23 protein-coding genes, 1 tRNA gene and 1 riboswitch are annotated in these 25,455 nt (G+C 71.0%); of the genes, 7 read left to right on the top strand and 17 right to left on the bottom strand.

Going from position 1 to position 25,455, the window contains the following annotated elements; translation table 11 throughout:
- Positions 1 to 408: 408 nt before the first annotated feature.
- Together AC3EQ1_RS25955 and AC3EQ1_RS25950 are read left to right on the top strand one after the other, a co-directional pair.
- A complete protein-coding gene (locus tag AC3EQ1_RS25955) occupies positions 409 to 1,629 on the top strand; it encodes an acetyl-CoA C-acetyltransferase (protein WP_432096751.1) in 1,221 nt (406 codons plus the stop codon).
- 436 nt (positions 1,630 to 2,065) lie between these two features.
- Positions 2,066 to 2,926 (top strand): hypothetical protein, encoded by an 861-nt coding sequence (locus AC3EQ1_RS25950; protein WP_432096750.1) that lies wholly within the window; start codon positions 2,066 to 2,068, stop codon positions 2,924 to 2,926.
- A gap of 396 nt (positions 2,927 to 3,322) precedes the next feature.
- On the opposite strand, the gene AC3EQ1_RS25945 is transcribed toward AC3EQ1_RS25950, so the two are convergent.
- Positions 3,323 to 3,670, bottom strand: coding sequence for a hypothetical protein (locus AC3EQ1_RS25945; RefSeq protein WP_432096749.1), 348 nt, complete (start codon positions 3,668 to 3,670; stop codon positions 3,323 to 3,325).
- 121 nt (positions 3,671 to 3,791) lie between these two features.
- On the opposite strand from AC3EQ1_RS25945, the gene AC3EQ1_RS25940 reads away from it, so the two are divergent.
- Complete coding sequence (locus AC3EQ1_RS25940; protein ID WP_351506128.1) at positions 3,792 to 4,022, top strand: DUF4287 domain-containing protein; 231 nt, start codon at positions 3,792 to 3,794, stop codon at positions 4,020 to 4,022.
- 136 nt (positions 4,023 to 4,158) lie between these two features.
- Here the strand turns inward: AC3EQ1_RS25940 and AC3EQ1_RS25935 are convergent, their stop codons facing one another.
- From AC3EQ1_RS25935 to AC3EQ1_RS25905, 7 genes are all read right to left on the bottom strand, one after another.
- Positions 4,159 to 5,067 (bottom strand): Bax inhibitor-1/YccA family protein, encoded by a 909-nt coding sequence (locus AC3EQ1_RS25935; RefSeq protein WP_432096748.1) that lies wholly within the window; start codon positions 5,065 to 5,067, stop codon positions 4,159 to 4,161.
- A 430-nt stretch (positions 5,068 to 5,497) separates the two neighbouring features.
- Positions 5,498 to 6,079 (bottom strand): hypothetical protein, encoded by a 582-nt coding sequence (locus AC3EQ1_RS25930; protein WP_432096747.1) that lies wholly within the window; start codon positions 6,077 to 6,079, stop codon positions 5,498 to 5,500.
- 192 nt (positions 6,080 to 6,271) lie between these two features.
- On the bottom strand, positions 6,272 to 6,889 hold the full coding sequence (locus AC3EQ1_RS25925) for a hypothetical protein (protein ID WP_432096746.1): 618 nt from the start codon (positions 6,887 to 6,889) through the stop codon (positions 6,272 to 6,274).
- Positions 6,886 to 7,473: a hypothetical protein gene (locus AC3EQ1_RS25920; protein WP_488187177.1), complete on the bottom strand. Its 588-nt coding sequence runs from the start codon at positions 7,471 to 7,473 to the stop codon at positions 6,886 to 6,888. The genes AC3EQ1_RS25925 and AC3EQ1_RS25920 overlap by 4 nt, the downstream gene beginning before the upstream one ends.
- A gap of 74 nt (positions 7,474 to 7,547) precedes the next feature.
- On the bottom strand, positions 7,548 to 8,840 hold the full coding sequence (locus AC3EQ1_RS25915) for a hypothetical protein (protein ID WP_432096744.1): 1,293 nt from the start codon (positions 8,838 to 8,840) through the stop codon (positions 7,548 to 7,550).
- A gap of 6 nt (positions 8,841 to 8,846) precedes the next feature.
- The gene (locus tag AC3EQ1_RS25910) at positions 8,847 to 9,113 is read right to left on the bottom strand and encodes a hypothetical protein (protein ID WP_432096743.1); all 267 of its coding nucleotides are present in this window, start codon (positions 9,111 to 9,113) and stop codon (positions 8,847 to 8,849) included.
- Positions 9,114 to 9,813: 700 nt separating this feature from the next.
- Positions 9,814 to 9,895, bottom strand: a tRNA-Leu gene (locus AC3EQ1_RS25905).
- 379 nt (positions 9,896 to 10,274) lie between these two features.
- On the opposite strand from AC3EQ1_RS25905, the gene AC3EQ1_RS25900 reads away from it, so the two are divergent.
- Both AC3EQ1_RS25900 and AC3EQ1_RS25895 read left to right on the top strand, forming a co-directional pair.
- On the top strand, positions 10,275 to 11,054 hold the full coding sequence (locus AC3EQ1_RS25900) for an ABC transporter ATP-binding protein (RefSeq protein WP_432096742.1): 780 nt from the start codon (positions 10,275 to 10,277) through the stop codon (positions 11,052 to 11,054).
- A 259-nt stretch (positions 11,055 to 11,313) separates the two neighbouring features.
- A complete protein-coding gene (locus AC3EQ1_RS25895) occupies positions 11,314 to 13,848 on the top strand; it encodes an ABC transporter permease (protein ID WP_432096741.1) in 2,535 nt (844 codons plus the stop codon).
- Between the two features lie 86 nt (positions 13,849 to 13,934).
- On the opposite strand, the gene AC3EQ1_RS25890 is transcribed toward AC3EQ1_RS25895, so the two are convergent.
- Complete coding sequence (locus AC3EQ1_RS25890; RefSeq protein WP_432096740.1) at positions 13,935 to 15,242, bottom strand: class I SAM-dependent methyltransferase; 1,308 nt, start codon at positions 15,240 to 15,242, stop codon at positions 13,935 to 13,937.
- 422 nt (positions 15,243 to 15,664) lie between these two features.
- Positions 15,665 to 17,056, bottom strand: a complete 1,392-nt coding sequence (locus AC3EQ1_RS25885) for an NAD(P)/FAD-dependent oxidoreductase (protein ID WP_432096739.1) — start codon at positions 17,054 to 17,056, stop codon at positions 15,665 to 15,667.
- Positions 17,057 to 17,626: 570 nt separating this feature from the next.
- Between AC3EQ1_RS25885 and AC3EQ1_RS25880 the strand changes: the two genes are divergently transcribed.
- Positions 17,627 to 17,899 carry a type II toxin-antitoxin system Phd/YefM family antitoxin gene (locus AC3EQ1_RS25880; RefSeq protein WP_432096738.1) on the top strand — a complete coding sequence of 91 codons (273 nt, stop codon included), beginning with the start codon at positions 17,627 to 17,629 and terminating at the stop codon, positions 17,897 to 17,899.
- The gene (locus AC3EQ1_RS25875) at positions 17,896 to 18,165 is read left to right on the top strand and encodes a type II toxin-antitoxin system RelE family toxin (RefSeq protein ID WP_432096737.1); all 270 of its coding nucleotides are present in this window, start codon (positions 17,896 to 17,898) and stop codon (positions 18,163 to 18,165) included. Before AC3EQ1_RS25880 ends, AC3EQ1_RS25875 begins: the two co-directional genes overlap by 4 nt.
- Before the next feature lie 98 nt (positions 18,166 to 18,263).
- On the opposite strand, the gene AC3EQ1_RS25870 is transcribed toward AC3EQ1_RS25875, so the two are convergent.
- From AC3EQ1_RS25870 to AC3EQ1_RS25840, 7 genes are all read right to left on the bottom strand, one after another.
- Complete coding sequence (locus tag AC3EQ1_RS25870; RefSeq protein ID WP_432096736.1) at positions 18,264 to 19,238, bottom strand: Ppx/GppA phosphatase family protein; 975 nt, start codon at positions 19,236 to 19,238, stop codon at positions 18,264 to 18,266.
- On the bottom strand, positions 19,235 to 19,789 hold the full coding sequence (locus tag AC3EQ1_RS25865; protein WP_351506110.1) for a DUF501 domain-containing protein: 555 nt from the start codon (positions 19,787 to 19,789) through the stop codon (positions 19,235 to 19,237). The genes AC3EQ1_RS25870 and AC3EQ1_RS25865 overlap by 4 nt, the downstream gene beginning before the upstream one ends.
- Positions 19,790 to 19,848: 59 nt before the next feature.
- A complete protein-coding gene (locus tag AC3EQ1_RS25860) occupies positions 19,849 to 20,334 on the bottom strand; it encodes an FtsB family cell division protein (protein ID WP_432096735.1) in 486 nt (161 codons plus the stop codon).
- A gap of 130 nt (positions 20,335 to 20,464) precedes the next feature.
- Positions 20,465 to 21,754: a phosphopyruvate hydratase gene (gene eno / locus AC3EQ1_RS25855; protein ID WP_432096762.1), complete on the bottom strand. Its 1,290-nt coding sequence runs from the start codon at positions 21,752 to 21,754 to the stop codon at positions 20,465 to 20,467.
- 220 nt (positions 21,755 to 21,974) lie between these two features.
- Entirely contained in the window at positions 21,975 to 22,646 is a 672-nt protein-coding gene (locus AC3EQ1_RS25850; protein WP_432096734.1) for a transglycosylase family protein, read from the bottom strand.
- 4 nt (positions 22,647 to 22,650) lie between these two features.
- Positions 22,651 to 22,822, bottom strand: a riboswitch (cyclic di-AMP (ydaO/yuaA leader).
- Between the two features lie 255 nt (positions 22,823 to 23,077).
- Positions 23,078 to 24,079 carry a LysM peptidoglycan-binding domain-containing protein gene (locus AC3EQ1_RS25845; RefSeq protein WP_432096733.1) on the bottom strand — a complete coding sequence of 334 codons (1,002 nt, stop codon included), beginning with the start codon at positions 24,077 to 24,079 and terminating at the stop codon, positions 23,078 to 23,080.
- 104 nt (positions 24,080 to 24,183) lie between these two features.
- Positions 24,184 to 25,440 carry a cytochrome P450 family protein gene (locus tag AC3EQ1_RS25840; protein ID WP_432096761.1) on the bottom strand — a complete coding sequence of 419 codons (1,257 nt, stop codon included), beginning with the start codon at positions 25,438 to 25,440 and terminating at the stop codon, positions 24,184 to 24,186.
- Positions 25,441 to 25,455 lie beyond the last annotated feature (15 nt).

Raw genomic sequence — 25,455 nt, 5'->3', positions numbered from 1 at the left:
AGACGGCAGACGGCAGACGGCGGCGGACGGCAGACAGTGGCCGACGGGCAGCGGGCCCGCGACCGGCGGAAACTGGGGCCCGCGACCGGCGGTCCGGGCCTGCCGACCGGAGCCGACCGGCGGGGCCGGGTCCGTCGGCCGACGGACCCGGACCCGCCGATTGGCGTGGCCGGGCCGCGGGTACACCCCGGTCGGCGGAGCCGGGCCCGGGCCCCGGGCTCCCGCACTCCCACCACGACACACCTGAGCGGGCGCTTAGAAAAGAGGCCCGCGTCACAGCACCCAAGCCGTGACCTCGGCAGTACGTGCAGGTAACTTCCCACACAGTTCTGCCTTCCCGCCCGCCGTGGCCCGGCCGCGCCCCCGACGAGGCGCCCCGCGCGCCACCTCATTCCCTCTGGAGCCGTGATGCCCGAAGCCGTGATCGTCTCAGCAGCCCGCACACCGATCGGACGCGCCTTCAAGGGCTCCCTCAAGGACGTCCGCCCGGACGACCTGACCGCCGGGATCATCCAGGCCGCGCTCGCCAAGGTCCCCGAGCTGGACCCGCGCGACATCGACGACCTGATGCTCGGCTGCGGCCTCCCCGGCGGCGAGCAGGGCCACAACCTGGGCCGGATCGTCGCGGTCCAGCTGGGCATGGACCACCTGCCGGGCTGCACCGTCACCCGCTACTGTTCCTCCTCGCTCCAGACCTCCCGGATGGCGCTGCACGCCATCAAGGCCGGTGAGGGCGACGTCTTCATCTCGGCCGGTGTCGAGACCGTCTCGCGCAGCGTCAAGGGCAGCTCCGACGGCCTGCCGGACACCCACAACCCGCTGTTCGCCGACGCCGAGGCCCGCACGGCCGCCCGCGCCGAGCAGGAGGGCACCGGCTGGCACGACCCGCGCGAGGACGGCCTGATCCCGGACGCGTACATCGCGATGGGCCAGACCGCCGAGAACCTGGCCCGCCTCAAGGGCGTGACCCGCCAGGACATGGACGAGTTCGGCGTGCGGTCGCAGAACCTCGCCGAGGAGGCCATCAAGAACGGCTTCTGGGAGCGCGAGATCACCCCGGTGACCACCCCCGACGGCACGGTCGTCAGCAAGGACGACGGTCCGCGCGCGGGCGTCACCGTGGAGGGCGTCCAGGGCCTGAAGCCGGTGTTCCGCCCCGACGGCCTGGTCACCGCGGGCAACTGCTGCCCGCTGAACGACGGCGCCGCCGCCCTGGTGATCATGTCCGACACCAAGGCCCGCGAGCTCGGCCTGACCCCGCTGGCCCGCATCGTCTCCACCGGCGTCTCCGGCCTCTCCCCCGAGATCATGGGCTACGGCCCGGTCGAGGCGTCCAAGCAGGCCCTGCGGCGGGCCGGGCTGTCCATCGGGGACATCGACCTGGTCGAGATCAACGAGGCGTTCGCCGCGCAGGTCATCCCCTCCTACCGCGACCTGGGCATCGACATCGACAAGCTGAACGTCAACGGCGGCGCCATCGCCGTCGGCCACCCCTTCGGCATGACCGGCGCCCGGATCACCGGCACCCTGATCAACAGCCTGCAATGGCACGACAAGCAGTTCGGTCTGGAGACCATGTGCGTCGGCGGCGGCCAGGGCATGGCGATGGTCATCGAGCGGCTGAGCTGAGTCCCGACGGCGGCCGGGGCCGGCCCGAGGAACGAGGACCGGCCCCGGCTCACCGCAGGCCAAGCGGAACGCGACCGGCAGCAGCACGCGGCTGAGCCGAGCCGCCGCAGAGGGCAGAGGCCACCCGGGGCACCGGGACCGCTCCCGGCCCGCAGCGGAAGCGAAGCGGAACCGGACCCCGGGGGACGCGCCGCCGACCGGCGCCCAACGCCGGAACAGGGGCGTCCGCACCGGCCACTCGGCCGTGACCGAATCTCCCCCAGGATGTGATGTATGTCCTGGGGGAGCTTCATTTGCGCAGGTCGAGCCCTTGCCCGTGGACGGACAAGGTCGAAGGGCCCGACCCTTTCAGGACGTTTTGCACTGCCCGAGGGAGGCGGCGCACGACAAGCTGAGGTAGGAATTCGGGGGATCCAGTCGAATCGGGAGTACGTCAGTGAGCGCCATGTCCCTTGCCCTGCTGTTGGCCGCGGTCGCCGCCACGGCTCTGGGCGCAGCGGCCCTGCACACTGCTCGTGGTCTGCGGAAGCAGCTCACCGCCCTGCGCGCGGAGCTCGCCCGACCGGCCGCGGCGGAGTCCGCCGCCGTCCCCGCCGCCCGCGCGGTGCCCGCCGAGGAGATACGGGCGGCCGTGGCCGACGCCCTCGCCGAGGAGCGCGAGCGGGAGCTCGCCGAGGCGCGGGCGTTCTGGGCGGCACAGGAGGCCCGTGACGCGGCCGACTCGCCCCCGCTGCTGGGCCCGCTGACCGGCCCGGGCGACGAGGCCCCGCTGTACCTGCCGCGCCAGACCGACTTCGCCGGGGTGGAGCCGTTCCTGGGCGCCGAGGCGCTCGACGCGCTGGACGCCCTGGAGGCGGCCATCGAGGAGCCGGGCGTGCCGGCCGAGGACGTCCCGGAGTCCGCGGAGTCCCCGGAGCTGGCCGCGGCCCGCCGTCGGCACCCCTCGCACCCCGCCAACTCCCAGGACACGGGCGGCGGCACCCCGGTGCCCGCCGTCGCGGACCACGAGCGCACCGTGACCCGGCTGGAGCAGCTGGCGGAGGACGCCACCCCGCTCACCGACGTGCGCCCCGGCCCGCTCGGCACCCTGGACGTGTACGTCTTCGCGGACGGCACCACGATCTGCATGACGCCGGGCGACCGGGAGACCGCGGAACAGCTCGCCGCGGCGCTGCGCGCGGGCAACGCGCCGGTGCTGCTGGGCGGTTCCGGTGTCTCCGGCGCCTACGCCATGACCTTCGCCTACGGCGAGGAGAGCGTGTACGTCCTCGCGGACCGCGTCATCGCCTCGCTCTGACGCCCGCGGAAGCGGCCCTCGGGGCCGGCCGCACCCGCGGCGGGCCCACGAGCCGACCGCCCCGCGCCCGGCCCTTCGGAGGGCCGTTCGGCGGCACCGGCCGCCGCGTCACCGGCCCACTGCACCACCGGGGGCCACTGCCACACCGGGGGGGGCCACTGAACACCGGGGCCGGCGCCTGCCCGTCGGCCCCGGCCCGCCGGAAAGCCACCCGGCGCCACCGTCGACGCACCACCCGGCGCACCACCCGGTCCGCCGCACCGCCGGCCCCGGGCCACCTGGCGCCCGGCACCAGTGCCGCATTCGCCGGACCACCGGCACCAGCGCCCGCAACCGCCGGGTAGCCGGCAGCAGCACCCGTCGCGCGCCCGGCGACGGCGCCCGTACCGGCACGCGTCAGAGGCCGCAGCGCTCCGCTGCGGCCTCCACCAGTGCGACGGCGTCGTCGAGGTCGGCGCCCCCGGGCGCGGGGGCGGTCGGCTGTGCGCCGGACGCGCTCCGGAGTGCCTCCGCCAGATCGTGACCCGCCACCGCCACTTGGTCGGCCACCGCGAACATGCCCACCTCGGGCATCGGCCGGGGCTCCGCCCCGGGGGACTCGATGCCGTGGGCCCGGCGGGCCAACTCCCGGGCCAGCGCCAGCCCCTCGTCGGCGGCGCCCCGCTGGAGGCGGCTCTGCGGGGCCGACCGCAGCCGGTCGGCCAGACTGTCCACGGCAGCCACCAAGGGCGTCACATCAAGCACGGCGCGAGCCTATGCGCCGCCCCGGGCCTGTTGCCAACGGACGGCCAGTCGGGCACGGTGTCCGGAAGGACCAATCCGGCACACGCAAGTGAACCGGCAATGGACGCGTCCGGAGGCGCTGATGTCCCAAGTCTTCTCCGAAGAGACCCACCGGAACCTGCTCTCCCGTATCCCCCAGTGCACTGGTCGTGAAGTCTCCGACTGGCTGCGCACCGTCGATGACGGCCCCGCTCTCCTCCGCTTCGAGGAAAAGGTCAACTGGCTGCGCGGCGCGCATGAGCTCGCCTACGGCCACGCCAAGGCGATCATCCATGAACACGATCTGAGGCGCGCAGCGCGCAAGCGCGGCTAGGAGGCGCCCGGGAGCCCGGCCCGGCAGCGGCCGCGCGCACCACCACCCGTCCGAGCACAGGCCGAAGGGCCCGGAGGCAGTGCCTCCGGGCCCTTCGCGGTGTCCGTACGGCGCGCGGCGCGCCGGGACCCGTGCGTCAGTCGCCGCGCAGGATCGAGATCAGGCGCAGCAGTTCGAGGTAGATCCACACCAGCGTCAGGGTGAGACCGAACGCCGCGAGCCAGGACTCCTCGCGCGGCGCGCCGTAGGCGATGCCGTCCTCGACCTGCTTGAAGTCCAGCGCCAGGAAGCAGGCGCCCAGGACGACGCCGATGACGCCGAAGAGGATGCCCATGCCACCGGTGCGGAAGCCGAGACCGTCACCGCCGCCGAAGGCCATGAACAGCAGGTTCACGGCGGTCAGCAGCACGAAGCCGATCGCGGCCGCCATCACGTAGCGGTAGAAGCGCTGATTCACCCGGATGAGCCGGGTCCGGTAGGCGATCAGCACACCGACGAAGACCGCCATGGTGCCGAGGACCGCCTGCATCGGGGCACCCTCGAGCTGCGCGTTGATCGCGCCGCTGAGACCGCCGAGGAACAGACCTTCGAATGCCGCGTACGTCAGGATCAGGGCAGGCGACGCCTTGCGCTTGAACGCCTGGACCAGGCCGAGCACCATCGCGACCAGACCGGCGCCGATGGCGAGGCCGAGGCCCTGGCCGGACAGCACGATCCAGCCCGCGACGGCACCGACGATGACCGTGCCGAGCGTCATGCCCGTCCGCATGACGACGTCGTCCATCGTCATCCGGCCGGCCTGCGGCGGCGCTCCCTGTACGTAGGGGTCGGCCATCTGCGTGTGCTGGTCGACGGGCTGCGCGTACGGGTTGCCCGCCTGCTGGGCGTACGGGTTGCCGGGCGCCTGCGCGTACGGGTTGCCTGCGTACGGGTTGCCCTGCTGGGCTGCGGCGGGGCCCCCGGCCTGCGGCGGGGCGTTGAAGCCCGCGTAGCCGGTGTCGCGGCTGAACTTTCGTCGCGAGAAGACCGGGTTGCTGCTCCTCATCTCATTTCCTCCATGGCCGTCGGGCGCGACCTTGCCCCAAGAGTAATGGGTAAGCAAAGGATGCACTCTAGTACCGGAGGAGGATCTTTGGGAGGGGTCGGTGATCCCCCGAGAGGATCCCGGCGCCACGTGCGCGACCGGACGGGCACGAAGGGCGCGCCCCGGGGATTGGCGAGGCACCCCAGGAGGGACCTCGACCGCACCCGCCGCACCCGCACAGCAGGACGGGGTGTTGGCGAATTGCGCAGAATGCCCGAAACGCGCCCGCGCATCGGTGGACATTTCCCCGGGACGGCCAGGTGGGTTACGGCGGCTCTCTGCACACTCACCCGTACGGGCTCCGCAGAAGGCTGTCGGATCGCCCCACTCGGGCACCCCCGTGCGGGGGCCGGAGCGGCGTCGCGCGGGGGTCGGGCCTGGCATGCGGCGGCTACCCGCGGTCCTGCCGGGACATCCGCATACTGCCCCACACGCCGAACCCCACGAACACCGTCGCCAGACCGGCGATCAGATCTCCGTGGGACCCCGGCTTCCAGGACTCGTCCTCCGGGCCGGCCATCCCGGCGGGGTCGTACCGGACGCGCACCGTGTCACCTCGCGCGATCCCGTTCTCGCAGCCGTGGGTCTCCTCGAGATCCGGCTCTATCGCCTGCCCGTGCAGCGTGCGCAAGGTGCACTGAGCGGTCTTGTTGGAATTCTCGTTCTCCACCGCCACGACCTGGGCCTCGGCCCAGCGGCCGCGCTCCTTCAACGCTGCGTCCTCGCCCGCTCCGTGTGACACGAAACCCAGCAGGGCGCCGGTGACAAAGGGCAGCAGGAGCTGCCACGCCGGCTTCCGTCGGTGGTGGGGGGCACGCCGGAGCCAGAAGATCGGCACCGCGGACGAGGCGAGCGGGATGAGGAACCAGCCCAGCACAGGAGCTGCGCCGTCGCTGATCCACGGAGCGAGCGGGACCGCAGGCGCCGACCACGTGAGCCCGATGATCCCGGCCGCGCACACGAGGTGGAACAACAGCCATGGCAGAAGTACCGATCGGCCTGCCCGGGTTCGCTCCTCGGAAGCGGCCTCCGGGCCGACGGAGAACCCGCCTTCCTCCCGCACCATGTACCAGCCCATCTACTCGTGCCACTCATCAGCCGGATGTACGTTACGTGCCCGGCCTTCAAGACCACCCGGGGAACCGGTGGATGCAGCCCCCTGCCGTCAATCGACGACCACGTCGTTCGGGTGCACCACCTTCAGGCTGCGGGCGAACGCGTCGAACGCGTCGATGTTCGCGGACACCCAGCCGAGGTCGTCGCTGATGGTCCGCATGGACAGGTCGATGCCATGGGAGTCGACGCGCCACCCGTAGTTCACCGACATGCAGAGAGCCTCGCCACCCTTCGGCACGAAGTGGCGGATGGAGCGCCGCCCCTTGCCGAGGTTGTCGGTGTCGAAGTCCTCGATCTGCGGATCCTGCGCCGCTCCGGGCTCGTTGCGTTGCACCAGCGCGTCCAGAACCTGCTCCACGGGCCCTTCCGACCGAGCCGCGTAGAAGAAGAACGGCACGAGGTGCCTGCTGAGATCCGGCGCGTACACGAACATGTACTGCATGGGGATCTTCTGCGGAAACTGCTCGGAGAAGCCCTCGAGCATGCGCGCGAGCTCTTTCACCTGCGACTTGTCACGAGGACCCTCGTCCTCGAGGGCCCAGCGCAATTCGGCGGACTTCTTGGCCCACTTCCGCCGCTGCCGGTCGGCGCCCCTCCCTTCGAGAATGGGGACGGCAATCCATTCTTCCGGATCTTCGGTGAAGTCGAGTGCGTACGGAATGCTCATGCTGGGCTCCAACGGAAGGTGGTCAGGACGGCGTCGAAGAGCTCGGTGAGGATGTCGAGGAACTCCTGCGGGATGCCTTCGGGCGTGAGTGCGGTGAACGAGACGATGAGCCATTCGCTCACGCCCTCCGGATCCGGCACCGGCACCACGTAGTTGACTTGCCTGCTGGGCACCGAGTCTTCCTGCTTCGGGTCGGCGGGGACGGATCGTTGGCACCGAACGCCGGCCACTTCGTCCAGCGTGATGTCCTCCGACGGCCCGAAGTCCTTGGTCAGGTGGCCCATGGTCTCGCTCGGCGACGTCTGCGCGGCGAAACCCGGGGAGACCTTGGAGACCAGGAAGGAGGCGGGCACGATGAATCCGTGGATCGGCTCCACGGGAAGGTAGATGTCGATGCCGTTCCGGCGCCTGGCGTCGGCGACGGCCCGGTTGAGCCGACCGTGCAGCTCGAGCCGGGCCTGCGTCACCTTGTCCTTGGGGGTCCCGGAGTCCAGGAAGGTGACAGCGTGATCCACGATCCCCTTGATCGAGTCCTGCGTCTCGGACTTCGACCTCAGTGGGATGCGGTCCCATCCCGGGGGCATCAGGAGCGTATAGCCGCTCACCGCCGTCTCAGGGGTTTCCACAGTGCTCTTTCCTCGCGTTTCGAAGGGGCCGATTACCATGCCGACGAGGCAGGCACTTTCCAGGTGTCGCCCTTGAAATCGTTGTAGGCGCCCCAACTGGGCTTGTGGGCAATATCCGTATCGAACACGTCGTTGGTGAGGTCGACGCCCGCATTGAGAGTGTCATTGTCGCCGACGGCCTTGTCGCCGACGTCCGCGACGAATCCGGTCCACTGCATGCCGACCGCGGCGCCGTACGCCGCGTGTCCACCGGCCACTGTCGCTCCCGACACGGCACCCGGGTGCGCAGCGGCGTTCGACCGGAGCCCCTGGAGCATGCCGATGGCTTCGTCGTCACCCTGGTTCAAGGCCTTGCCCCACGTCCCGATATCGGCAGCGTCGTCCGCAACCTTTCCGCCGTCACGGGAGATCAGCTTCAGCAGGGTGTTCCGCTCCTGCCTGATGGCTTCCTTCGCGGCGTCGTCCTCGGCGCCGGCGAGGGCCTTGGCGATCCGGTTGCGCATGCCCTTGGTGGCCGCGAGGCCTTCCTTGAGACGAGCCGTGCGGCTCGTCGCGGCCGCGCCACGAGCGGTCGTGCTCGCTGTCTTCAGCCCCTTGACCGCGAGCCCACCGGCGGCGAACGTCACCAGACCGATGCAGTCGAACGCCACATCCATCCAGCTCGCCTCCCCAGCGGCCACCAGCATCGTTCGGCCGAGGACCACCGCGATACCGATGGCGAGGCCGATCCCGACGAGGATGTTCACTCCGGGTATGAACATCGACACGATGGCGAGTGCCGTCCCGATCCAACCGAGGATGTCGAGGAACAGCTTGAATCCCTCGGCATGGTCCTTCACCCAACCGACGGCATCGTCCCAGAGGCTGTCCTCGACGTCGTCATCGAGCGCATCCTCGATCTGGCCGCCAATTTTCGCGCCCAGGCTGATGTAGTGGTCCACGGCCTTGTCCATACGGGACTTGGCCTTCTCCACCGTGTCCTCGTCCTTCTCGTCCTGCTGCGCCTGGGTGCGCGCCTTCAGGGTCTCCCCCTGGGCGTATTCCAGCTCCTTCGCCCATTCCTTCAGCAGGCCGGACACCTTCTTGTACCTGCCCTCGACCTTGCTGAGCTTGTCGGCAAGATCCTCGGAGCCCTCTTTGAGCTTCTCCGTGTACTTGCCCTTGAGGTTCTCGGACTTACCGACCTCACGGAGGCCCCGTGACTGCTCCCGGATGGTCTCTGCGATGTTTGCCAGCCGCCGGGCTTCTTCGCGGATCTCGTAGGGGTCACCGGGAGTCGGGTCGCTCTCGGCTATGGGGGACCAGTCGACCGGACGCTTGGCCACGATTCCTCACTCCTTCTCGCCGTCGGCTGCCTTGAAGCCCTTGATGACTTCCTTGACCCGCTTTTCGGCGTCCCCCATCTGCTGCAGCAGCTCTTTCCGGTGGTCATCCCAGTTGTCGACGAATTCCTCCATCGCCGAGATGATGTTGCCGTTGCCGTAGGCGCCCGCCATGGAGTCCTGTTTGGCCCCGCACGACGTGAACTCCCGGCTGAGTTTGGCGAAGTTCTTCTTGATTTCCACCAACTCGTCGTAAGAGACCAGCAGGTCGCTCATCCAATGCCCCCCGTTCGGTTCTCTGGAACGAATTTCTTCGCGCGCTGAAGCCCGCGCCTCCACCCCACCGGAACCGTGAACGCCTCCCCGCTGCCCAGGTGCAGCAGGACCTTGCCCGAGGTCAGGCCGGTGAACGAGGGAGAGAATATCGCCCCGGTAACTCGGCCGCCCACCTGCGATATGCCACAACAATGTCTGATTTGGGATCGCTTAATGGCCGCCGTGACGGCGCCTATTGACCCGAAACTCACATGTCTCTATTCAAGGGCGTAGCAGACATGTGGGGGCCGCCGAAGCAGCCGCGGACGGTGGGCGGCTGCCCTGGGCGGCGATGGAAGGCACCCGTCCCAGGCTTCGATGACGGCGATCGGCACGCTCTCGGCACTGCCGTAGCGCTCGACGGCGCACCGGGAGACTGCGGCGGTGGCGGCCCCGCTCGCCGACGGCATCGCGGAACACGGCGCACACGTCGCCGCGAAGTCCTCATCGTCGAAGCGCTCTGCCTGCCGCGGCGGCGAACGGCCCACACCCAGTGGCCACTTCACCCGGTGACCGGCGCTCTCGCCATCCGCGTCCCGCCCGGTGTGACGTACGCCCTCCGGGCACGACCGCGCCGCGTGCTCCCATCGCGCTCCCGCAACGAGAACTCGCGGCGTTCCCCTCCTACCCTTCGCCCTGGTAGGCCCCGCATCCTGCGAGGTGCCCGGAGCCGGACTCGAACCGGCACGGCCCGAAGGCCAGTGAGGTTTAAGCTCACCGTGTCTGCATTCCACCATCCGGGCGGGCTTCCCGAACCGTCCGAACGTCTTACGGTCCTCCCCAGAGCGCAGCCCGAGCCTATCCGGGCCCGTCCCCCGAACAGCCCTGCCACAGAGCGAAGTTGTCTGATTTTATTGGCAGCTGAGAGGGCGTCAGCAAGGCGCTGGCAGTGGTAGAGACCTTGTCGGGCCGGATGGCCCGGGTCACCGCTTCGGCCGGGATTGACGGAAAATGGCCGCCCCTCTCAGGGGTGCTGTCATCCCCAAGGAGGACCCGGCGACGCCGGGCTACCTCCCAGGACTGCCGACGGAACCGGCGTCGGGACTGATTACGGAGGGCCCCCTCGGCCAGCACGATGGAGAGGTCCTCACGAACAGCACCGTCCGACAGGAGCACCCTCCCGTGACCACCACCTCTTCCGGCGTACAGACCGCCTCCCGCACCGCGGTGGCCGCCCGCGCCACGGATCTGACCAAGGTCTACGGCGCGGGCGAGACCCAGGTGGTCGCGCTCGACAGGGTCTCCGTGGAGTTCCGCAGCGCCGAGTTCACCGCGATCATGGGTCCTTCGGGCTCCGGCAAGTCGACGCTGATGCACTGTGTCGCGGGCCTGGACTCCATATCGTCCGGATCCGCCCTCATCGGTGACACCGAGCTGACGAGACTGAAGGACAAGCAGCTCACCCGGTTGCGCCGCGACAAGATCGGCTTCATCTTCCAGGCCTTCAACCTGCTGCCGACCCTGAACGCGCTGGAGAACATCACCCTTCCGATGGACATCGCCGGCCGCAAGCCCGACGCGACGTGGCTCGATCTGGTGGTGCAGACCGTGGGGCTGTCCGGACGGCTGAAGCACCGGCCGACCGAGCTCTCCGGCGGTCAGCAGCAGCGCGTGGCCGTCGCCCGCGCCCTGGCGGGCAAGCCCGAGATCATCTTCGCGGACGAGCCCACCGGCAACCTGGACTCGCGGTCCGGCGCCGAGGTCCTCGGCTTCCTCCGCAACTCCGTGCGCGAGCTGGGCCAGACCGTGGTGATGGTGACCCACGACCCGGTCGCCGCCTCCTACGCCGACCGGGTGATCTTCCTGGCCGACGGCCGGATCGTCGACGAGCTGCACGGCCCGACCGCGGACGGCGTCCTCGACCGGATGAAGCGCTTCGACGCCAAGGGCCGCACCAGCTGAGCCCACGGCCGATCCGCCGACCCGCACCACAGGCCGCCCGCACCACCGGCCCGCCTCGCACCACAGGCCGCCCGCACCACCGGCCGCCGAGCCCGACGCCTGGCACCTTCGCCGTTCCGCGTCGCGCCCTTCCGCGTCCGCCGTCGCGCGCCGCCCGGATCTCCCGCGGCTCCGCCGCGCTCCGTCGTCTGCCCTCCGCCCCTGCTGCCACCGGCACGTCCCGAGACCGGGGCGGGGGCTTCTCCCTCAGGAAAAGCCAATGTTCCGAACCGCCCTGCGCAATGTGCTCGCGCACAAGGCCAGACTGCTGATGACCGTGCTCGCCGTGATGCTCGGCGTCGCCTTCGTCTCCGGCACCCTGGTCTTCACCGACACCGTCGGCGACGCCTACAAGAACAAGATGTCCCGAAGCTTCGACCACACCTCCGTGTCGGTCCGCAGCAACGCCGCCATGCCCGAGGACGGCGCGTCCGAGCCCGAAGCCGTGCTCACCGACGGCCTGCTGACGAAGATCCGGAAGCTGCCGGGCACCGAGTCCGCCACCGGCGTCGTCTCCGGCTTCACCGCGCTCGCCGACAAGCAGGGCAAGCTGGTCGGCGAGGACTGGGGGACCACGGGCGCCAACTACGTCCCCGGCCCCGACGGCAAGGACGCCCGCTACTCCTTCTCCACCGGCCGGGCCCCCCGGTCCTCCGGGGAGATCGCGCTGGACAGCGCCACCGCCTCACGCACCGGCTACCGGGTCGGCGACACCGTCCGGCTGTCCACCAACGGACCGGTGATGAAGCCGAGGATCACCGGCGTCTTCCACACCGACGACGGTCAGGTCATGGCCGGCGGCAGCCTCGTACTGTTCGACAACGCCACCGCCCGCACGGCGCTCGACAAGACCTCCGAGTACGACGAGATCACCGTCGCCGCCGCCCCCGGCACCTCCGAGGCCGCCCTCAAGAGCGCCGTCGAGAAGATCCTGCCGAAGGACGCGGAGGCCGTGACCGGCCGGACCCTCGCGGCCGAGCAGGAGGAGATGATCGCCGAGCAGACCGCGTCGATGAGCAGCACGCTCCTCTACTTCGCCGCCATCGCGCTCTTCGTCGGCATCTTCATCATCGCCAACACCTTCACCATGCTGGTCTCCCAGCGCACCCGGGAACTCGCCCTGATGCGCGCGGTGGGCGCCTCCCGCCGCCAGGTGACGCGTTCCGTCCTGGTCGAGGCGCTGCTCGTCGGCGTGGTCGCGGCGGTCTCCGGCTTCCTGCTGGGCATCGGCGTCGCCGTGGGCCTGCGCTCGCTCATCAGCACGACCGGCGCCTCCCTGCCCGACGGGCCGCTGGTCATCGCACCCGCCACCGGGCTCGTCTCGCTGATCGTCGGTGTCGTCGTCACCATGCTCGCCGCCTGGCTGCCCGGCCGCCGCGCCGCGAAGGTGCCGCCGGTCGCCGCGATGAACAGCGTCCACGCCACGCCCACCACCCGCAGCCTGGTCGTCCGGAACATCATCGGCTCGGTCATCACCGCGCTCGGCGGCGCGCTGGTCTTCCTGGGCGCCTCGATGGGCGAGGACGGCAACCCCGTCATGGCGGGCGGCGCCGGGGCCCTGCTCATCGGTGTCATCGTGCTGACGCCCCTGCTGTCCCGCCCGGTCATCGCGGCCGCCGCGCCGCTGCTCGACCGCCTCGGCGTCCCGGGCAGGCTGGCCCGGCAGAACGCGCTGCGCAACCCGCGCCGCACCGCCTCCACCGCGGCGGCGCTGATGATCGGTCTCACCCTCATCACGGCGATGACCGTGCTGGCCACCTCCACGCAGAGCGCCCTCGACCGGATGGCCGCCGACTCCCTGAAGGCCGACTACACCGTCGGCATGGCCAACTACCAGCCGCTCGCCCCGGAGGTGGGCGAGAAGCTGGCGGAGCTGGACGGTGTCGCGGCGACCAGCCCGGTCCGCAAGGCGTACGGCGAGGCGGACGGCAGCTTCTCGGCCTTCAACGGTGTCGACCCGAAGTCCGTCGACCGGCTGCTCGGCCCGGACTTCACCAGCGGCTCGTTCGCCGGCCTGGCGGACAAGGGCGCGGTGATCGACCGTGAGACCGCCGACGACCTGCACCTCGGGATGGGCGACCCGCTCCCCGTGAAGTTCGACGACGGCAAGAAGGACCGGCTGAAGGTCGTCGGGATCTACCACCCCAACGACATGGTCCGCGGCATCTATGTGGCCACGTCCGTGGTCACCCCGCACCTGGAGAAGCCCGGCGACGAGCAGGTGCTGGTCAAGATGGAGAAGGGCGCCTCCGAGGCGGCGCAGACCGCCATCGTGAACGAACTGGGCAAGAACCCCGGCATCCAGATCATGGACAAGGAGGACATCAGCAACAAGGTCGGCGAGATGATCAACCTGATGCTGAAGATGCTGTACGGCCTGCTCGCCATGGCGGTGCTCATCGCGGTGCTCGGTGTCGTCAACACCCTGGCCATGTCGGTGTTCGAGCGGAAGCACGAGATCGGCATGCTGCGGGCGATCGGCCTGGACCGCGCCAAGGTCAAGCAGATGGTCCGGCTGGAGTCGGTGGTGATCTCGCTGTTCGGCGCCCTGCTGGGGATCGGGCTCGGCGTCTTCCTGGCCTGGGCGGCCGGCCGGTCCATCAGCGAACAGGTGAAGACCTACGCGATGGAGATCCCGTTCGACCGGATCGGCATCTTCCTGGCGGCAGCCGCGGTGGTCGGCGTCCTGGCCGCGGTCTGGCCGGCCCGGCGGGCCGCCCGGCTCAACGCCCTGGAGGCCATCAAGGCCGAATAGCCCCCGGCGGCAGGGCCCGTCCGCACGGTACGCACCGTGCGGACGGGCCCTGTCCGTTGCGCCGCCCGCACGGCAGGGGCGGCGGGTCAGCTCCGCCAGTCGCGGCTGCGCAACGGCAGCCCCGCGTCCCCGGAGCCGGAGGTCCGGACCGCGAGGACCTGGTTGACGCCGATCCGGTTGCGCTCGAAGGAGAGCGCGGACGCGGCCATGTAGAGCCGCCAGACCCGGGCCCGGCCGGGCGAGGTGAGGCGGACGGCGTCCGTCCAGCCCGCTTCGAGGTTGGCCACCCAGCGGCGGAGGGTGTGGGCGTAGTGCTCGCGGATCGCCTCCAGGTCGCGCACCTCGAACCCGGCCTCCTCCAGCAGCGAGACCGTGCGGCCGACCGGCGCCAGCTCCCCGTCCGGGAAGACGTAGGCGTCGATGAAGGCGTCGACCCGGTAGCGCTCCTCGTCGCCCACCGGACGACGGGCGATCTGGTGGTTCAGCAGCCGCCCGCCGGGCTTCAGCAGCCCGTACAGGGCCGCGGCGTAGTCCCGGTAGCGGGCGGCGCCCACATGTTCGGCCATCCCGATCGAGGAGACCGCGTCGTACGGGCCGTCGGTGACGTGGCGGTAGTCCTGGACGCGGATCTCCACCCGGTCGGTGAGGCCCGCGTCGGCGATCCGCTTGCGGGCGTAGGCCGCCTGCTCGGTGGAGAGGGTGATGCCGACGGCCTGCACGCCGTACTCGCGCGCCGCGTGCAGCACCATCGAGCCCCAGCCGCAGCCGACGTCCAGCAGCCGGTCCCCCGGCTGGAGCGCCAGCTTCCGGCAGACCAGGTCGAGCTTGGCCCGCTGCGCCTCCTCCAGCGACGCCCCCTCCTCCCAGTAGGCGCAGGAGTAGACCATGGACGGCCCGAGCACCAGCTCGTAGAAGTCGTTGCCGACGTCGTAGTGGTGGCTGATGGCGGCCTTGTCGCGGCGCGGGCTGTGCAGCACTCCGGTGCGGCTGCGCATCTCCTCGGGCGGCGGGGCCGGGGGCAGGCCCGGTCCGGCCAGCGTGATCAGCTCCCGGACCGCGGCCCGCGCCCCCGGGTCCCGCAGGGCGGCGAGCCGGCCGAGCGCCCCGCCCCCGTCGGTGCCGGGGTCGCGCTCCCAGAGGAGGCCGGCGAGCCGGTCGAGTCCCTCGTAGAGATCGCTCTCGAAGTCGAGTTCACCGGCGACCCAGGCCCGGGCGAGCCCCAGCTCCCCTGGCCGCCACAGCAGCCGGCGCAGGGCGCGGCGGTGACGCAGCACCAGGGTGGGGGCGCCCGGTGGGCCGGCCTCGCTGCCGTCCCAGGCCCGCAGGCGGACCGGGAGGGGTGATCCCAGCAGTTCCTCGGCAAGTGCGGTGAGCCGCGACGCGGCTTCGGCCATGTCGTACACCTCCGTGACGGCGGATCGACGGGGTCCATCACCTGTATCAACGCCAACGGACCCGGAACGCAGTCCTGTTGCCGCGTAAGAGAACGGCAAAGAGCACCTACAGTCCATACGCCGAAAAGCGCCCGCAAACCACCCCGCACCGGGGGCGCCCGGCGCAGAAGCCAGTGTCGGCTCGGGGCCCACGGCATCCGGCGAGGCTCGGGGCCGGGACCGCCAAAAGCACCCGAACGGGCGTCCGCACCGGAAGCGGCCCCCACGGGCCGAAGGGATCCCGCAGGCCGGGGTGCCGCCGGGGTGGCCGGACGCACCGCGGGACCGGTTCGGCGAACCGGCCCCGGAAACGCCCGAAGGGACGTCCGCACCACGGATGGCGGACGTCCCTTCGGACTACTGCTCTGTGCTGCCCTGCGGCGTCAGGCCTTGGCCTTCTCCGACGGGCCGGCGGCCTTCTCGGCGGACACGGCGGCCGGCACCGGGCGGGCGGCCTCGTAGAACTCCTCGCGGGGGTTCTCCATCGCGCCGAGGGAGACGACCTCGCGCTTGAGGAACATCGCGAGGGCCCAGTCCGCGAAGACCCGGATCTTCCGGTTCCAGGTCGGGACGGCCAGACCGTGGTAGCCACGGTGCATGTACCAGGCGAGGCGGCCACGGAGCTTGATCTTGGCCTTGCCCATCACGATCATCGCGACGCCCTTGTGCAGGCCGAGACCGGCGACGGCGCCCTTGTTCGCGTGCTTGTACTCGGTCTGCGGGAAGCCCCGCATGCCGGAGATCACGTTGTCGCCGAGGACCTTGGCCTGGCGCAGCGCGTGCTGCGCGTTCGGCGGGCACCAGGCGTTGTCGACGCCGGCGGACCGGGCGGCGAGGTCCGGCACCTGGGCGTTGTCGCCCGCGGACCAGATGTAGTCCGTGCCGTTGACCTGGAGGGTCGGCGTGGTGTCCACGTGGCCGCGGGGGCCGAGCGGCAGGCCGAAGCGGGCCAGCGCCGGGTTCGGCTTGACGCCGGCGGTCCACACGATGGTGCTGGAGTCGACCTCGAGGCCGTTCTTGAGCACGACGTGGCCGTCGACGCAGGACTCCATCGAGGTGCTGAGGTAGATCTCGATGCCGCGCTTCTGGAGGTGCTCCAGGCCCCACTTGCCGAGCTCGGGACCGACCTCGGGGAGGATCTTGTCCGCGGCGTCGACGAGCACGAAGCGCATGTCCTCGCGCTCCACGTTCGGGTAGTACTTCGCGGCGTCGCGGGCCATGTCCTCGACCTCGCCGATGGTCTCCGCGCCGGCGAAGCCGCCGCCCACGAAGACGAACGTCAGGGCCTTGCGGCGGACGTTCTCATCGGTCGTCGAGTCGGCCTTGTCGAGCTGCTCCAGGACGTGGTTCCGCAGGCCGATGGCCTCCTCCACACCCTTCATGCCTATGCCCTGCTCGGCCAGGCCCGGGATCGGGAAGGTGCGGGAGACCGCGCCGAGGGCCACCACCAGGTAGTCGAACGGCAGGTCGTACGCCTCGCCGACGAGCGGCGTGATCGTGGCGACCTTGCGGTCCTGGTCGATGGTGGAGACCCGGCCGGTGAGAACCTCCGCCTTGGGGAGCACGCGTCGCAGGGGGACAACGACGTGCCGCGGGGAGATGCTGCCGGCGGCGGCTTCGGGAAGGAAGGGCTGGTACGTCATGTACGAGCGCGGGTCGACGACCGTGACGGTCGCCTCGCCGTACCGCATCTTCTTGAGGATGCGGCGTGCCGCGTACAGGCCTACGTACCCACCGCCTACTACGAGGATCCTGGGACGCTCCGTGGTGCTCATGATTCGAGTATCCAGCACCCCTCGGGGGGGTGCTCGTGAGCCCCTTCACAAGCATCGGGCACCCCTCTGCTACACTCCGCCGCCGCCGTGACCGAGGTCATGGCGGCGGACGGAACCTCAGTGTAGGCAAGGGCGTTGAACACCCCCCTGAACTGGCATTGTGTCCACCGACACACCATGAGGCCCGAAGCGGACCGACGCGGCGCAACACTCCCGAAACCGGGCGGCGACCCTGACTTCGGAGGCGGAGCGGGCGCTTATCCGGGGTTTACAGCCCTCGAGGGCGGTCGCGGGGGCACTTTTTCATGTGAAGAGTTTCACGAAGCTTTTTCGGCAGGGGCCTCCCAGACCCCTTCCGGGGGCCCCGTCGGGGCGGTTTCCACCCCCGGCATCGGCCCGTCGGAAGAGGTCAACGGGCCGTTCACCAGGGGCCCGAAGGTGCGTCGGAACGCCGCCCCACCGACGCGCCTCCGGACCTCTGATCCCCGGGCGACTCGACGGCCGGCAGCCCTCCCGCCGGAGAGGCCGACCAGCGGGGCAGGTGTACACGATCCCGCGTACACTTTCTCCATGGATGAGAACGCGGTGACGGTGCGCGAAGCCCGCGCACACCTTGCGGACCACATCAACCGTGCCGAGCAGGGCACCCCGACCGTCATCACGCGCAACGGCGCTCCCGTGGCGGCTCTCGTACCGATCGCGGACTTCGACGCGCTGGAGGAAGCGGCCGACGAGTTGCTCGCGCGCCAGGCCGAAGCGGTGCTGGCCGAGGGCGGCCCGACCGTGACCATGGCCGAGCTGCTGGCCGACCTGTTCAGCGAGCGCAGCGAAGACGCGGCATGAAGTATGCGTTCCGGTTCACCGCGGCGGCACAGCGGCAGCTCCGGGCCATCGACCGGCCCGCCGCCATGCGCATCCTCGCGGCCCTGACCGCGCTCGGCGACGATCCGTACCGCGAGGACGCCGACATCAAGAAGCTCACCGGGCCCTCGGGGCTGTACCGGCTCCGGGTCGGCAGCTACCGGGTGGCCTACCAGGTCCTGGACGGCGAGCTGGTGGTCCTCGTCGTCAAGGTCGGCGACCGTCGCGACGTCTACCGCGCCCTCTGAACATCAAGGCCGCCCTCTGAACACCAGGGCCCCGCCGAACGCCGAGGGCCGCCCCCGAGCCCATGGCTCCGAGGCGGCCCGTGCGGCGCTGTGGACCGTCAGTGGGCGTCGGCCGCCACGCTCCACGCGATGCCGTCGAGAATGTCGTGCTCGCTGACCACGACGTCCCGGGCGCCGGTCCGCTCCATGATCGAGAGCAGTACCAGGGCACCCGCGGCGATCACGTCGACCCGGCCCGGGTGCATCACCGGGCTGGCGGCGCGCTGCTCGTGGGTCGAGGTCAGCAGGTCGCCGGTGATCTCCCGGACCTTCTCCACCGGGATGCGGGCGTGGTGGATCGCGGCGGGGTCGTAGGAGCTCAGGCCCAGGGCGACGGCGGCGACCGTGGTCACCGAGCCCGCCAGTCCGACGAGGGTGCGGGCCTCGTGCAGCGGGACCGTCTCCTCGACCAGGTCCAGGGCGGCGGCGATGTCGGCCTTGATCGCGGTGACCTGGCCGAGCGTCGGCGGGTCGACGACCTTGCCGTCCCGGACGAGGTGCCGCTCGGTCATCCGCACACAGCCGATGTCGACCGAGCGGGCCGCGCGGACCGTGCCGTCCCCCACCACGAACTCGGTCGAGCCGCCACCGATGTCCACGACCAGGTACGGCTCCTCGAAGGGCGACGTCCCGTCGCCCGCGCCGCCGAGCTCCTTGGTGGCACCGGTGAAGGAGAACTCCGCCTCCTGGTCGCCGGTGATCACCTCCGGCTCCACTCCGAGGATGCCGACCACACCCCGCACGAACTCCTCGCGGTTCTCCGCGTCGCGGGAGGCGGAGGTGGCGACGAAGCGGAGCCGGGCCGGGGCCTCCACACCGAGGTCGCGTATCACCTCGGCGTACTCGCGGCAGGCGGCGAAGGTCCGCTCCAGCGCCTCGGGCGCCAGCCGTCCCGTCCGGTCCACGTCCTGCCCCAGCCGGACGATCGTCATCCGGCGGTCCAGCTCGGTCAGGCTCCCGGTGGCCGGGTCGGCGTCCGCGACGAGGAGGCGGATGGAGTTCGTACCGCAGTCGATCGCGGCGACCCGGGTCACTGCGCCTCCTCCGCGGCCTCGGCCGGGCCGTCGGCGGGGCCGCAGCCCGCGCACGGGCCCTTCCGCCACCACTCGGGCAGCATCGCGATGGCCTCGTCGCCGAGCGGGTTCACCCCGGGACCGGCCGCCAGGGAGTGGCCGACCAGCACGTGCAGGCACTTCACCCGGTCCGGCATGCCGCCCGCGCTGGGGAAGCCCTGGAGCACCTCGATCGCGTCCCGGCGCCGGATGTAGTCCTCGTGCGCGGCCCGGTAGGCGGCCGCCAGCTCGGGGTCCTCGGCCAGCCGGGCCGTCATCTCCTTCATGACGCCGTCCGCCTCCAGCGTGCCGATGGCGGAGGCGGCGCGCGGGCAGGTCAGGTAGTACAGCGTCGGGAACGGGGTGCCGTCCTCCAGGCGCGGCGCGGTCTCCACCACGTCGGGCAGCCCGCACGGGCAGCGGTGGGCGATCGCCCGCAGCCCGCGCGGAACGCGGCCGAGCTGCTCACCGATCGCCGTGATGTCGGCGTCGGTCGGCGGGGTGGGGTCGGTCGGGGGAGGGGGCGTGTCCATGCCTGCGCAGATCTCTTCGTCGGTTCGGTCGGTTGATCGGGACCGGTGTCCCGCGTCGCCTATCGGGTTCGGTGCCCCGCGTCGGCGCGGTCGACGCCGTCCCAGAGCTCGCTGTACCAGGGGCGGGCGGCCGCCTCCTCGTCACGGCTGCGGACGGTGTCGGGGCCGCCCTCGCGGACCACGGTGTAGCCGGTCTCGCCGGGGCGCACATAGTGCAGGTGCTCGCGGGCCTGCCGCTCGACGTACGCCGGGTCCTGCCAGCGGGCCTTCTCGTCGCGCAGCCGCTCGACCTCGGCCCGCGCCCGCTCGGCACGGCGCTGCTGTTCGGCGATCCGGGAACGCTGCGAGACGAACTGCCGCATCGGGTAGGCGAGCGCGACGACGAGGGAGCAGACCACCAGGGCCAGCAGTGCCGCCCGGCCGGTGAGCCGGCTGCGGCGCGGCGGTCCGGCGCGCCGGCCGGCCCGGTAGACCCGGGCGGCGGCCTGCTCGCCGAGAGCCTTGAGTCTGGTCGCGGTGGAGAACCGCTCCCGGTCTCCGGCCACGTCGCCTCCCCTGTCGCTCCCCGTACCGGCTCTCCGTGTCCAGTACGAACGTCCCCGGCCACGGTACGGGACCGGGGACGGGGACGTCCGGATGCCGGGCGGGGCCGTGTGCGGCGGCCCCGTCGTGGCCTTACTGGAAGCGGAACCGCGGGAAGGCGGAGCGGCCCGCGTACACCGCGGCGTCGTCGAGGATCTCCTCGATGCGCAGCAGCTGGTTGTACTTGGCGACGCGCTCGGAGCGGGCCGGGGCGCCGGTCTTGATCTGGCCGCAGTTGGTGGCGACGGCCAGGTCGGCGATGGTGACGTCCTCGGTCTCACCGGAGCGGTGGGACATCATGCACTTGTAGCCGTTGCGCTGGGCCAGCTCGACGGCGTCCAGGGTCTCGGTCAGCGAGCCGATCTGGTTGACCTTGACCAGCAGGGCGTTGGCCGTGTTGCTCTCGATGCCGCGGGAGAGGCGCTCCGGGTTGGTGACGAACAGGTCGTCACCCACCAGCTGGACCTTGTCACCGAGCTGCTCGGTGATGGTCTTCCAGCCCTCCCAGTCCTCCTCGTTCAGCGGGTCCTCGATGGAGACCAGCGGGTACGCGGCGACCAGCTCGGCGTAGTAGGAGGTCATCTCGGCGGCGGAGAGCGACTTGCCCTCGAACGCGTACGCGCCGTCCTTGTAGAACTCGGTGGCGGCGACGTCGAGCGCGAGCGCGATGTCCTGGCCGGGGGTGTAGCCGGCCTTCTCGATGGCCTCGACGATCAGGTCGAGGGCCTCACGGTTGGAGTCCAGGTTCGGGGCGAAGCCGCCCTCGTCGCCGAGGCCGGTGGACAGGCCCCGCTCCTTCAGCACGGACTTCAGCGTGTGGTAGACCTCGGCGCCCCAGCGCAGGGCCTCGGAGAAGGACTCCGCGCCGATCGGGGCGATCATGAACTCCTGGATGTCCACATTGGAGTCGGCGTGCGAGCCGCCGTTGAGGATGTTCATCATCGGGACCGGCAGCAGGTGGGCGTTGGGGCCACCGAGGTACCGGAAGAGCGGCAGGTCGGACGCCTCGGAGGCGGCGTGCGCGACGGCCAGCGAGACGCCGAGGATGGCGTTGGCGCCGAGCGAGGACTTGTCCGGGGTGGCGTCCAGGTCGAACATCGCCTGGTCGATCAGCCGCTGCTCGGTGGCGTCGTAGCCGACGAGCTCCGGGCCGATCTGCTCGATCACGGCGAGGACGGCCTTCTCGACACCCTTGCCGCCGTAGCGGCTCTTGTCACCGTCGCGGAGCTCGAGGGCCTCGAACGCTCCGGTGGAGGCACCGGAGGGGACGGCGGCACGACCGGTGCTGCCGTCGTCGAGGCCGACCTCGACCTCGACCGTGGGGTTGCCTCGCGAGTCGAGGATTTCCCGGGCTACGACGACGTCGATGGACGGCACGAGCATCTCCTTCATGGGTGTGACGCAGATTCGCAGTGTCTGGGTGGCGCTGCGCCACGAGCCTAACCGGACCGGCCGCATCGGTCGGCCTCTGCCCGCCCGGCGAGACGAAAAGGCGCCCATAGACCCGCAAAAGCACGCCCCGGCCGGGCGCGTCCGGGGGCAGGGCGCTCGGCCGGGGCGGCACGCCCGCTGCCCCGGCCGGGCCGGGGCAGCGGGAGGCGGGTCAGCTCAGGTGGAGCCGCTGGCCCGGGTAGATCACATCGGCGTCGTCCACGATGTCCTTGTTCAGGTCGTAGACCTTCTTCCAGCCGCCCTTGACGTCCTCGGCCTTCGCGATGGTGCCGAGGGTGTCGCCGGACTTGACCTTGTACTCGCCGTCGCCCTTCTTGACGGGCTTGGGCGCGGCCTGCTTCTGCGGGGCCGCCGCCGGGCGGTCGCTGCGGTCGGCGTGCTCCGGGGCACCGCGGTCCTCCGTGGCGTCGCCGGAGGAGGAGCCGGTGTCGACACCGGCGGCCGGGCCGCCCGCGGTGAGGCCGCCGGCCCCGGCGCAGGACCAGGCGCCCGGACCCTGCTGGGCGAGCAGCTTCTCGGCAGCGGCGATCTGCTGCTCCTTGGTGGCCTGGTCGGCGCGCGGGGCGTACTGGGTGCCGCCCGCGGCGGCCCAGCTGGACTGGGAGAACTGCAGGCCACCGTAGTAACCGTTGCCGGTGTTGATGGACCAGTTGCCACCGGACTCGCACTGGGCGACCTTCTCCCAGGTGTCCACGGAGGCTGCGGAGGCCGAGGTGGCGCCGATCAGCGGGGCGGCCACGGCGGTGCCCGCCAGACCGGCGAGCGCGGCCATACGGACGGCCTTGGACGGACGGCGATGCTTGTTCTTGCCGGAAAGCAGCATGGAACGGTCTCCTCACCGACGCCTGCGAGGTGAGCTGTCGGGTTCGGGCTGTGAGTGCCCGGCCCGGTGCCTGCGCACCGGGCTTCACCCCTAGCCGGTCGGCCCGTTCATCCTTCAACGGACGTGTCCGGCACTTACCTTGGGTCCCCCGCTCCTGCCTACGGCGCTTTCGCGACGATTCCCTCCGGCCGCCGGCAGGATTCGGCGTGACGGTCGGAGGCGCCCGCGGTGGCGAGCGGACACGACGGTAAGCACACCCGCCCCGCAGGTTCAAAGTGCGACATCCCGCCCATCAAACCCCTCCCTGCCCGCCCGTCACTCACATCACCGCAGGTGAGGGCGGGTACAGGGCCATCCGACCGTCCAGACAGGTGCGTTGGGCCGATGAGATGCTTCTCTCACGCACCCACAACGGGCGGAAAGGGCTCGAACTACCCTTCGGAATCGCTCAGATCGAGGTCCTGGCCTGGGCGAATCACGTCCGCGTCGGAGCCGACGACGTCCTCGTTCGACGCGTACAGCGCGCTCCAACCACCGGGAAGGGCGTACTCCTGAGCGATATCCGACAAACTGTCACCCGGTTGGACGGTGTACCGGCCGTCCGCGGACGTGTCGGCCCGGTCCTCACCACGCGAGGCGTGCCGTCCGCTGTCGCGCTCCTCGTCCCCGGACTCCTGCTCGTCGGCGGGGGCGCCACGGTGCCGGCCGGTGCCGTCGCCGCCCTTGTCCGAGCCGTCCTCGTCCGAGCCACCCTTCCCGCCGGACGCTCCGTCACTTTCGTCGGACCGGTGGGCGTCGGCCTTGTCGTCGCCGCTCTTGCCGTCGTCCGCGTCGCCGTTCTTCGCGTCGTCGCTCTTCGCGTCGCCGTTCTTGTCGTCCTCGCGCTTCCCGCCGTCGCCCTTGTCGTCATCGGCGTCGTCGCTCTGCGCGCGGTCCGCGTCGTCGTCGGCTCTGCCGGACGACGACGCGCCGTCGGAGTACTCCGGGTCGAGCGGCAGCAGGGACTCCAGCGGGCCCGGCGGCTCGGTGCTGCCGGGGTCGACGTCGGGGGCCTCGCCCCCTTCCTGGAGCCGCGCGTTGGTGGCACAACTGGGCCAGGCCTCCGGCCCGCGGTCGGTGAGGATCTTCTCGGCCACCGATATCTGCTGGGAGCGGCTGGCCAGGTCGGCGCGCGGCGCGTAGTCCCGGCCGCCGTACTCCTCCCACATCTCCTGGGTGAACTGCAGACCGCCGTAGAAGCCGTTGCCGGCGTTGGCACTCCACAGCCCGCCGCTCTCGCACTGGGCGACCCGGTCCCAGGTGTCGGCGTCCGCCGCCTGGGCGCCGGTGGCCCCGAGCAGCGGCATCGCGATGCCCGCTCCGGTCATGCCGACGGTGACGAAGATGGCGGGTGCCTGGCGGGGGCGGCGGTGTCGACCGTTCCCGGAACGCATGCGGTTGCCTTTCGAGCGAGTGACAGAGGGCCGTGGGGGGACCGCTTGAAAGTAACGGCGGCCCACGGCAGTCACAAGACGATGTAGCCGAGATCACGTATTGGTCACGTAGTTGACAAACCTTCACTTCCCGTAGGGCTGAACTCCACCGGAAGGGTCCGCAGTCCCCGCATGATGAGCCCGCCACGCCATCGCAATTCATCCGTTTCCACCGCAAGTCGCATATCCGGCAGACGGCGCAGCAGGGTGGCCAGCGCGGTCTGTGCCTCCAGCCGGGCGAGCGGTGCGCCCAGGCAGTAGTGGATGCCGTGGCCGTAGCCGAGGTGCTGGTTGTCGCGGCGGGCGAGGTCGAGGGTGCCGGGCGCGTCGAAGCGCTCCGGGTCGCGGTCGGCCGCGGCCAGTACCACCAGCACCGGCTCCCCGGCGGCGATCCGCTGCCCGCCGAGGGTCAGCGGCTCGGTGGCGAACCGCCAGGTCGCGAGCTCGACCGGGCCGTCGTAGCGCAGCAGCTCCTCGACACCGGTGGCGAGCAGCTCCGTTTCGCCGGCCGCCAGGGAGCGCTGCAGCCGCTCCCGTTGAACGGGATGGCGCAGCAGCGCGTACATACCGTTGCCGATGAGATTCACCGTGGTCTCGAAACCGGCGAACAGCAGGATGAACGCCATCGCGGCCGCCTCGCCCTCGGTCAGGTGCTCACCGTGGTCGCTGGCGCGGATCAGGCCGGAGATGAGGTCGTCGCCCGGTTCCGCCCGCTTGCGGTGGATCAGTTCGGCCAGGTACGACCGCATCTTCTTGACCGAGCGGGCCACTCCCCCGCGCGGTCCGCCGCCGTGCCGGATCATCATCCCGGCCCAGTCCCGGAAGTCGTCCTGGTCCTCGGCCGGTACGCCCAGCAGGTCGCAGATGGCGTAGATGGGGAGGGGAAAGGCGAATTCGTGGATGAGGTCCGCGGAGCCCTTCCCGGCGAAGCCGTCGATGAGCCCGTCGGTCAGCTCCTGCACCCGGGGCGCGAACTCCGCCACCCGGCGCGGGGTGAAGGCCTTGGACACCAGGCGGCGCAGCCGGGTGTGGTCCGGCGGGTCGATATTGAGCAGATGGGTCATCAGATCGGCGCTGCGCTCGCCGGGAATGCCGACCTTGCCCTTGGCGTGGGCGGACTCGCTGTGGTGGACGGGGTTCTTGGAGAGCCGGGCGTCCGCGAGGGCCTGCCGGGCGTCGGTGTACCGGGTCACCAGCCAGGCCTCGACGCCGCTGGGCAGCGCGGTCCGGTGCACGGGGCTGTGCTCGCGCAGCCAGGCGTACGCCGGATACGGGTCGGCGGCGAACTCCCAGCCGAAGAGCTGGGGCGGGGAGTCCGTGATCGAGGCGTCCTGGGC

The sequence above is a fragment of the Streptomyces sp. bgisy100 genome, assembly GCF_057709105.1.
This window is presented reverse-complemented; position numbering and strand designations above follow the sequence as displayed.

Bases quoted from the DNA above. Each gene is read 5' to 3' on its own strand.
- AC3EQ1_RS25890 (WP_432096740.1), bottom strand. From the start codon at position 15,242: ATGGCCGAAGCCGCGTCGCGGCTCACCGCACTTGCCGAGGAACTGCTG.
- AC3EQ1_RS25850 (WP_432096734.1), bottom strand. From the start codon at position 22,646: ATGCTGCTTTCCGGCAAGAACAAGCATCGCCGTCCGTCCAAGGCCGTC.
- AC3EQ1_RS25920 (WP_488187177.1), bottom strand. From the start codon at position 7,473: ATGCCCCCGGGATGGGACCGCATCCCACTGAGGTCGAAGTCCGAGACG.
- AC3EQ1_RS25910 (WP_432096743.1), bottom strand. From the start codon at position 9,113: ATGAGCGACCTGCTGGTCTCTTACGACGAGTTGGTGGAAATCAAGAAG.
- AC3EQ1_RS25880 (WP_432096738.1), top strand. From the start codon at position 17,627: ATGGATGAGAACGCGGTGACGGTGCGCGAAGCCCGCGCACACCTTGCG.
- AC3EQ1_RS25955 (WP_432096751.1), top strand. From the start codon at position 409: ATGCCCGAAGCCGTGATCGTCTCAGCAGCCCGCACACCGATCGGACGC.
- AC3EQ1_RS25875 (WP_432096737.1), top strand. From the start codon at position 17,896: ATGAAGTATGCGTTCCGGTTCACCGCGGCGGCACAGCGGCAGCTCCGG.
- AC3EQ1_RS25845 (WP_432096733.1), bottom strand. From the start codon at position 24,079: ATGCGTTCCGGGAACGGTCGACACCGCCGCCCCCGCCAGGCACCCGCC.
- AC3EQ1_RS25935 (WP_432096748.1), bottom strand. From the start codon at position 5,067: ATGAGGAGCAGCAACCCGGTCTTCTCGCGACGAAAGTTCAGCCGCGAC.
- AC3EQ1_RS25865 (WP_351506110.1), bottom strand. From the start codon at position 19,789: ATGGACACGCCCCCTCCCCCGACCGACCCCACCCCGCCGACCGACGCC.
- AC3EQ1_RS25895 (WP_432096741.1), top strand. From the start codon at position 11,314: ATGTTCCGAACCGCCCTGCGCAATGTGCTCGCGCACAAGGCCAGACTG.
- AC3EQ1_RS25885 (WP_432096739.1), bottom strand. From the start codon at position 17,056: ATGAGCACCACGGAGCGTCCCAGGATCCTCGTAGTAGGCGGTGGGTAC.
- eno (WP_432096762.1), bottom strand. From the start codon at position 21,754: ATGCTCGTGCCGTCCATCGACGTCGTCGTAGCCCGGGAAATCCTCGAC.
- AC3EQ1_RS25925 (WP_432096746.1), bottom strand. From the start codon at position 6,889: ATGAGCATTCCGTACGCACTCGACTTCACCGAAGATCCGGAAGAATGG.
- AC3EQ1_RS25940 (WP_351506128.1), top strand. From the start codon at position 3,792: ATGTCCCAAGTCTTCTCCGAAGAGACCCACCGGAACCTGCTCTCCCGT.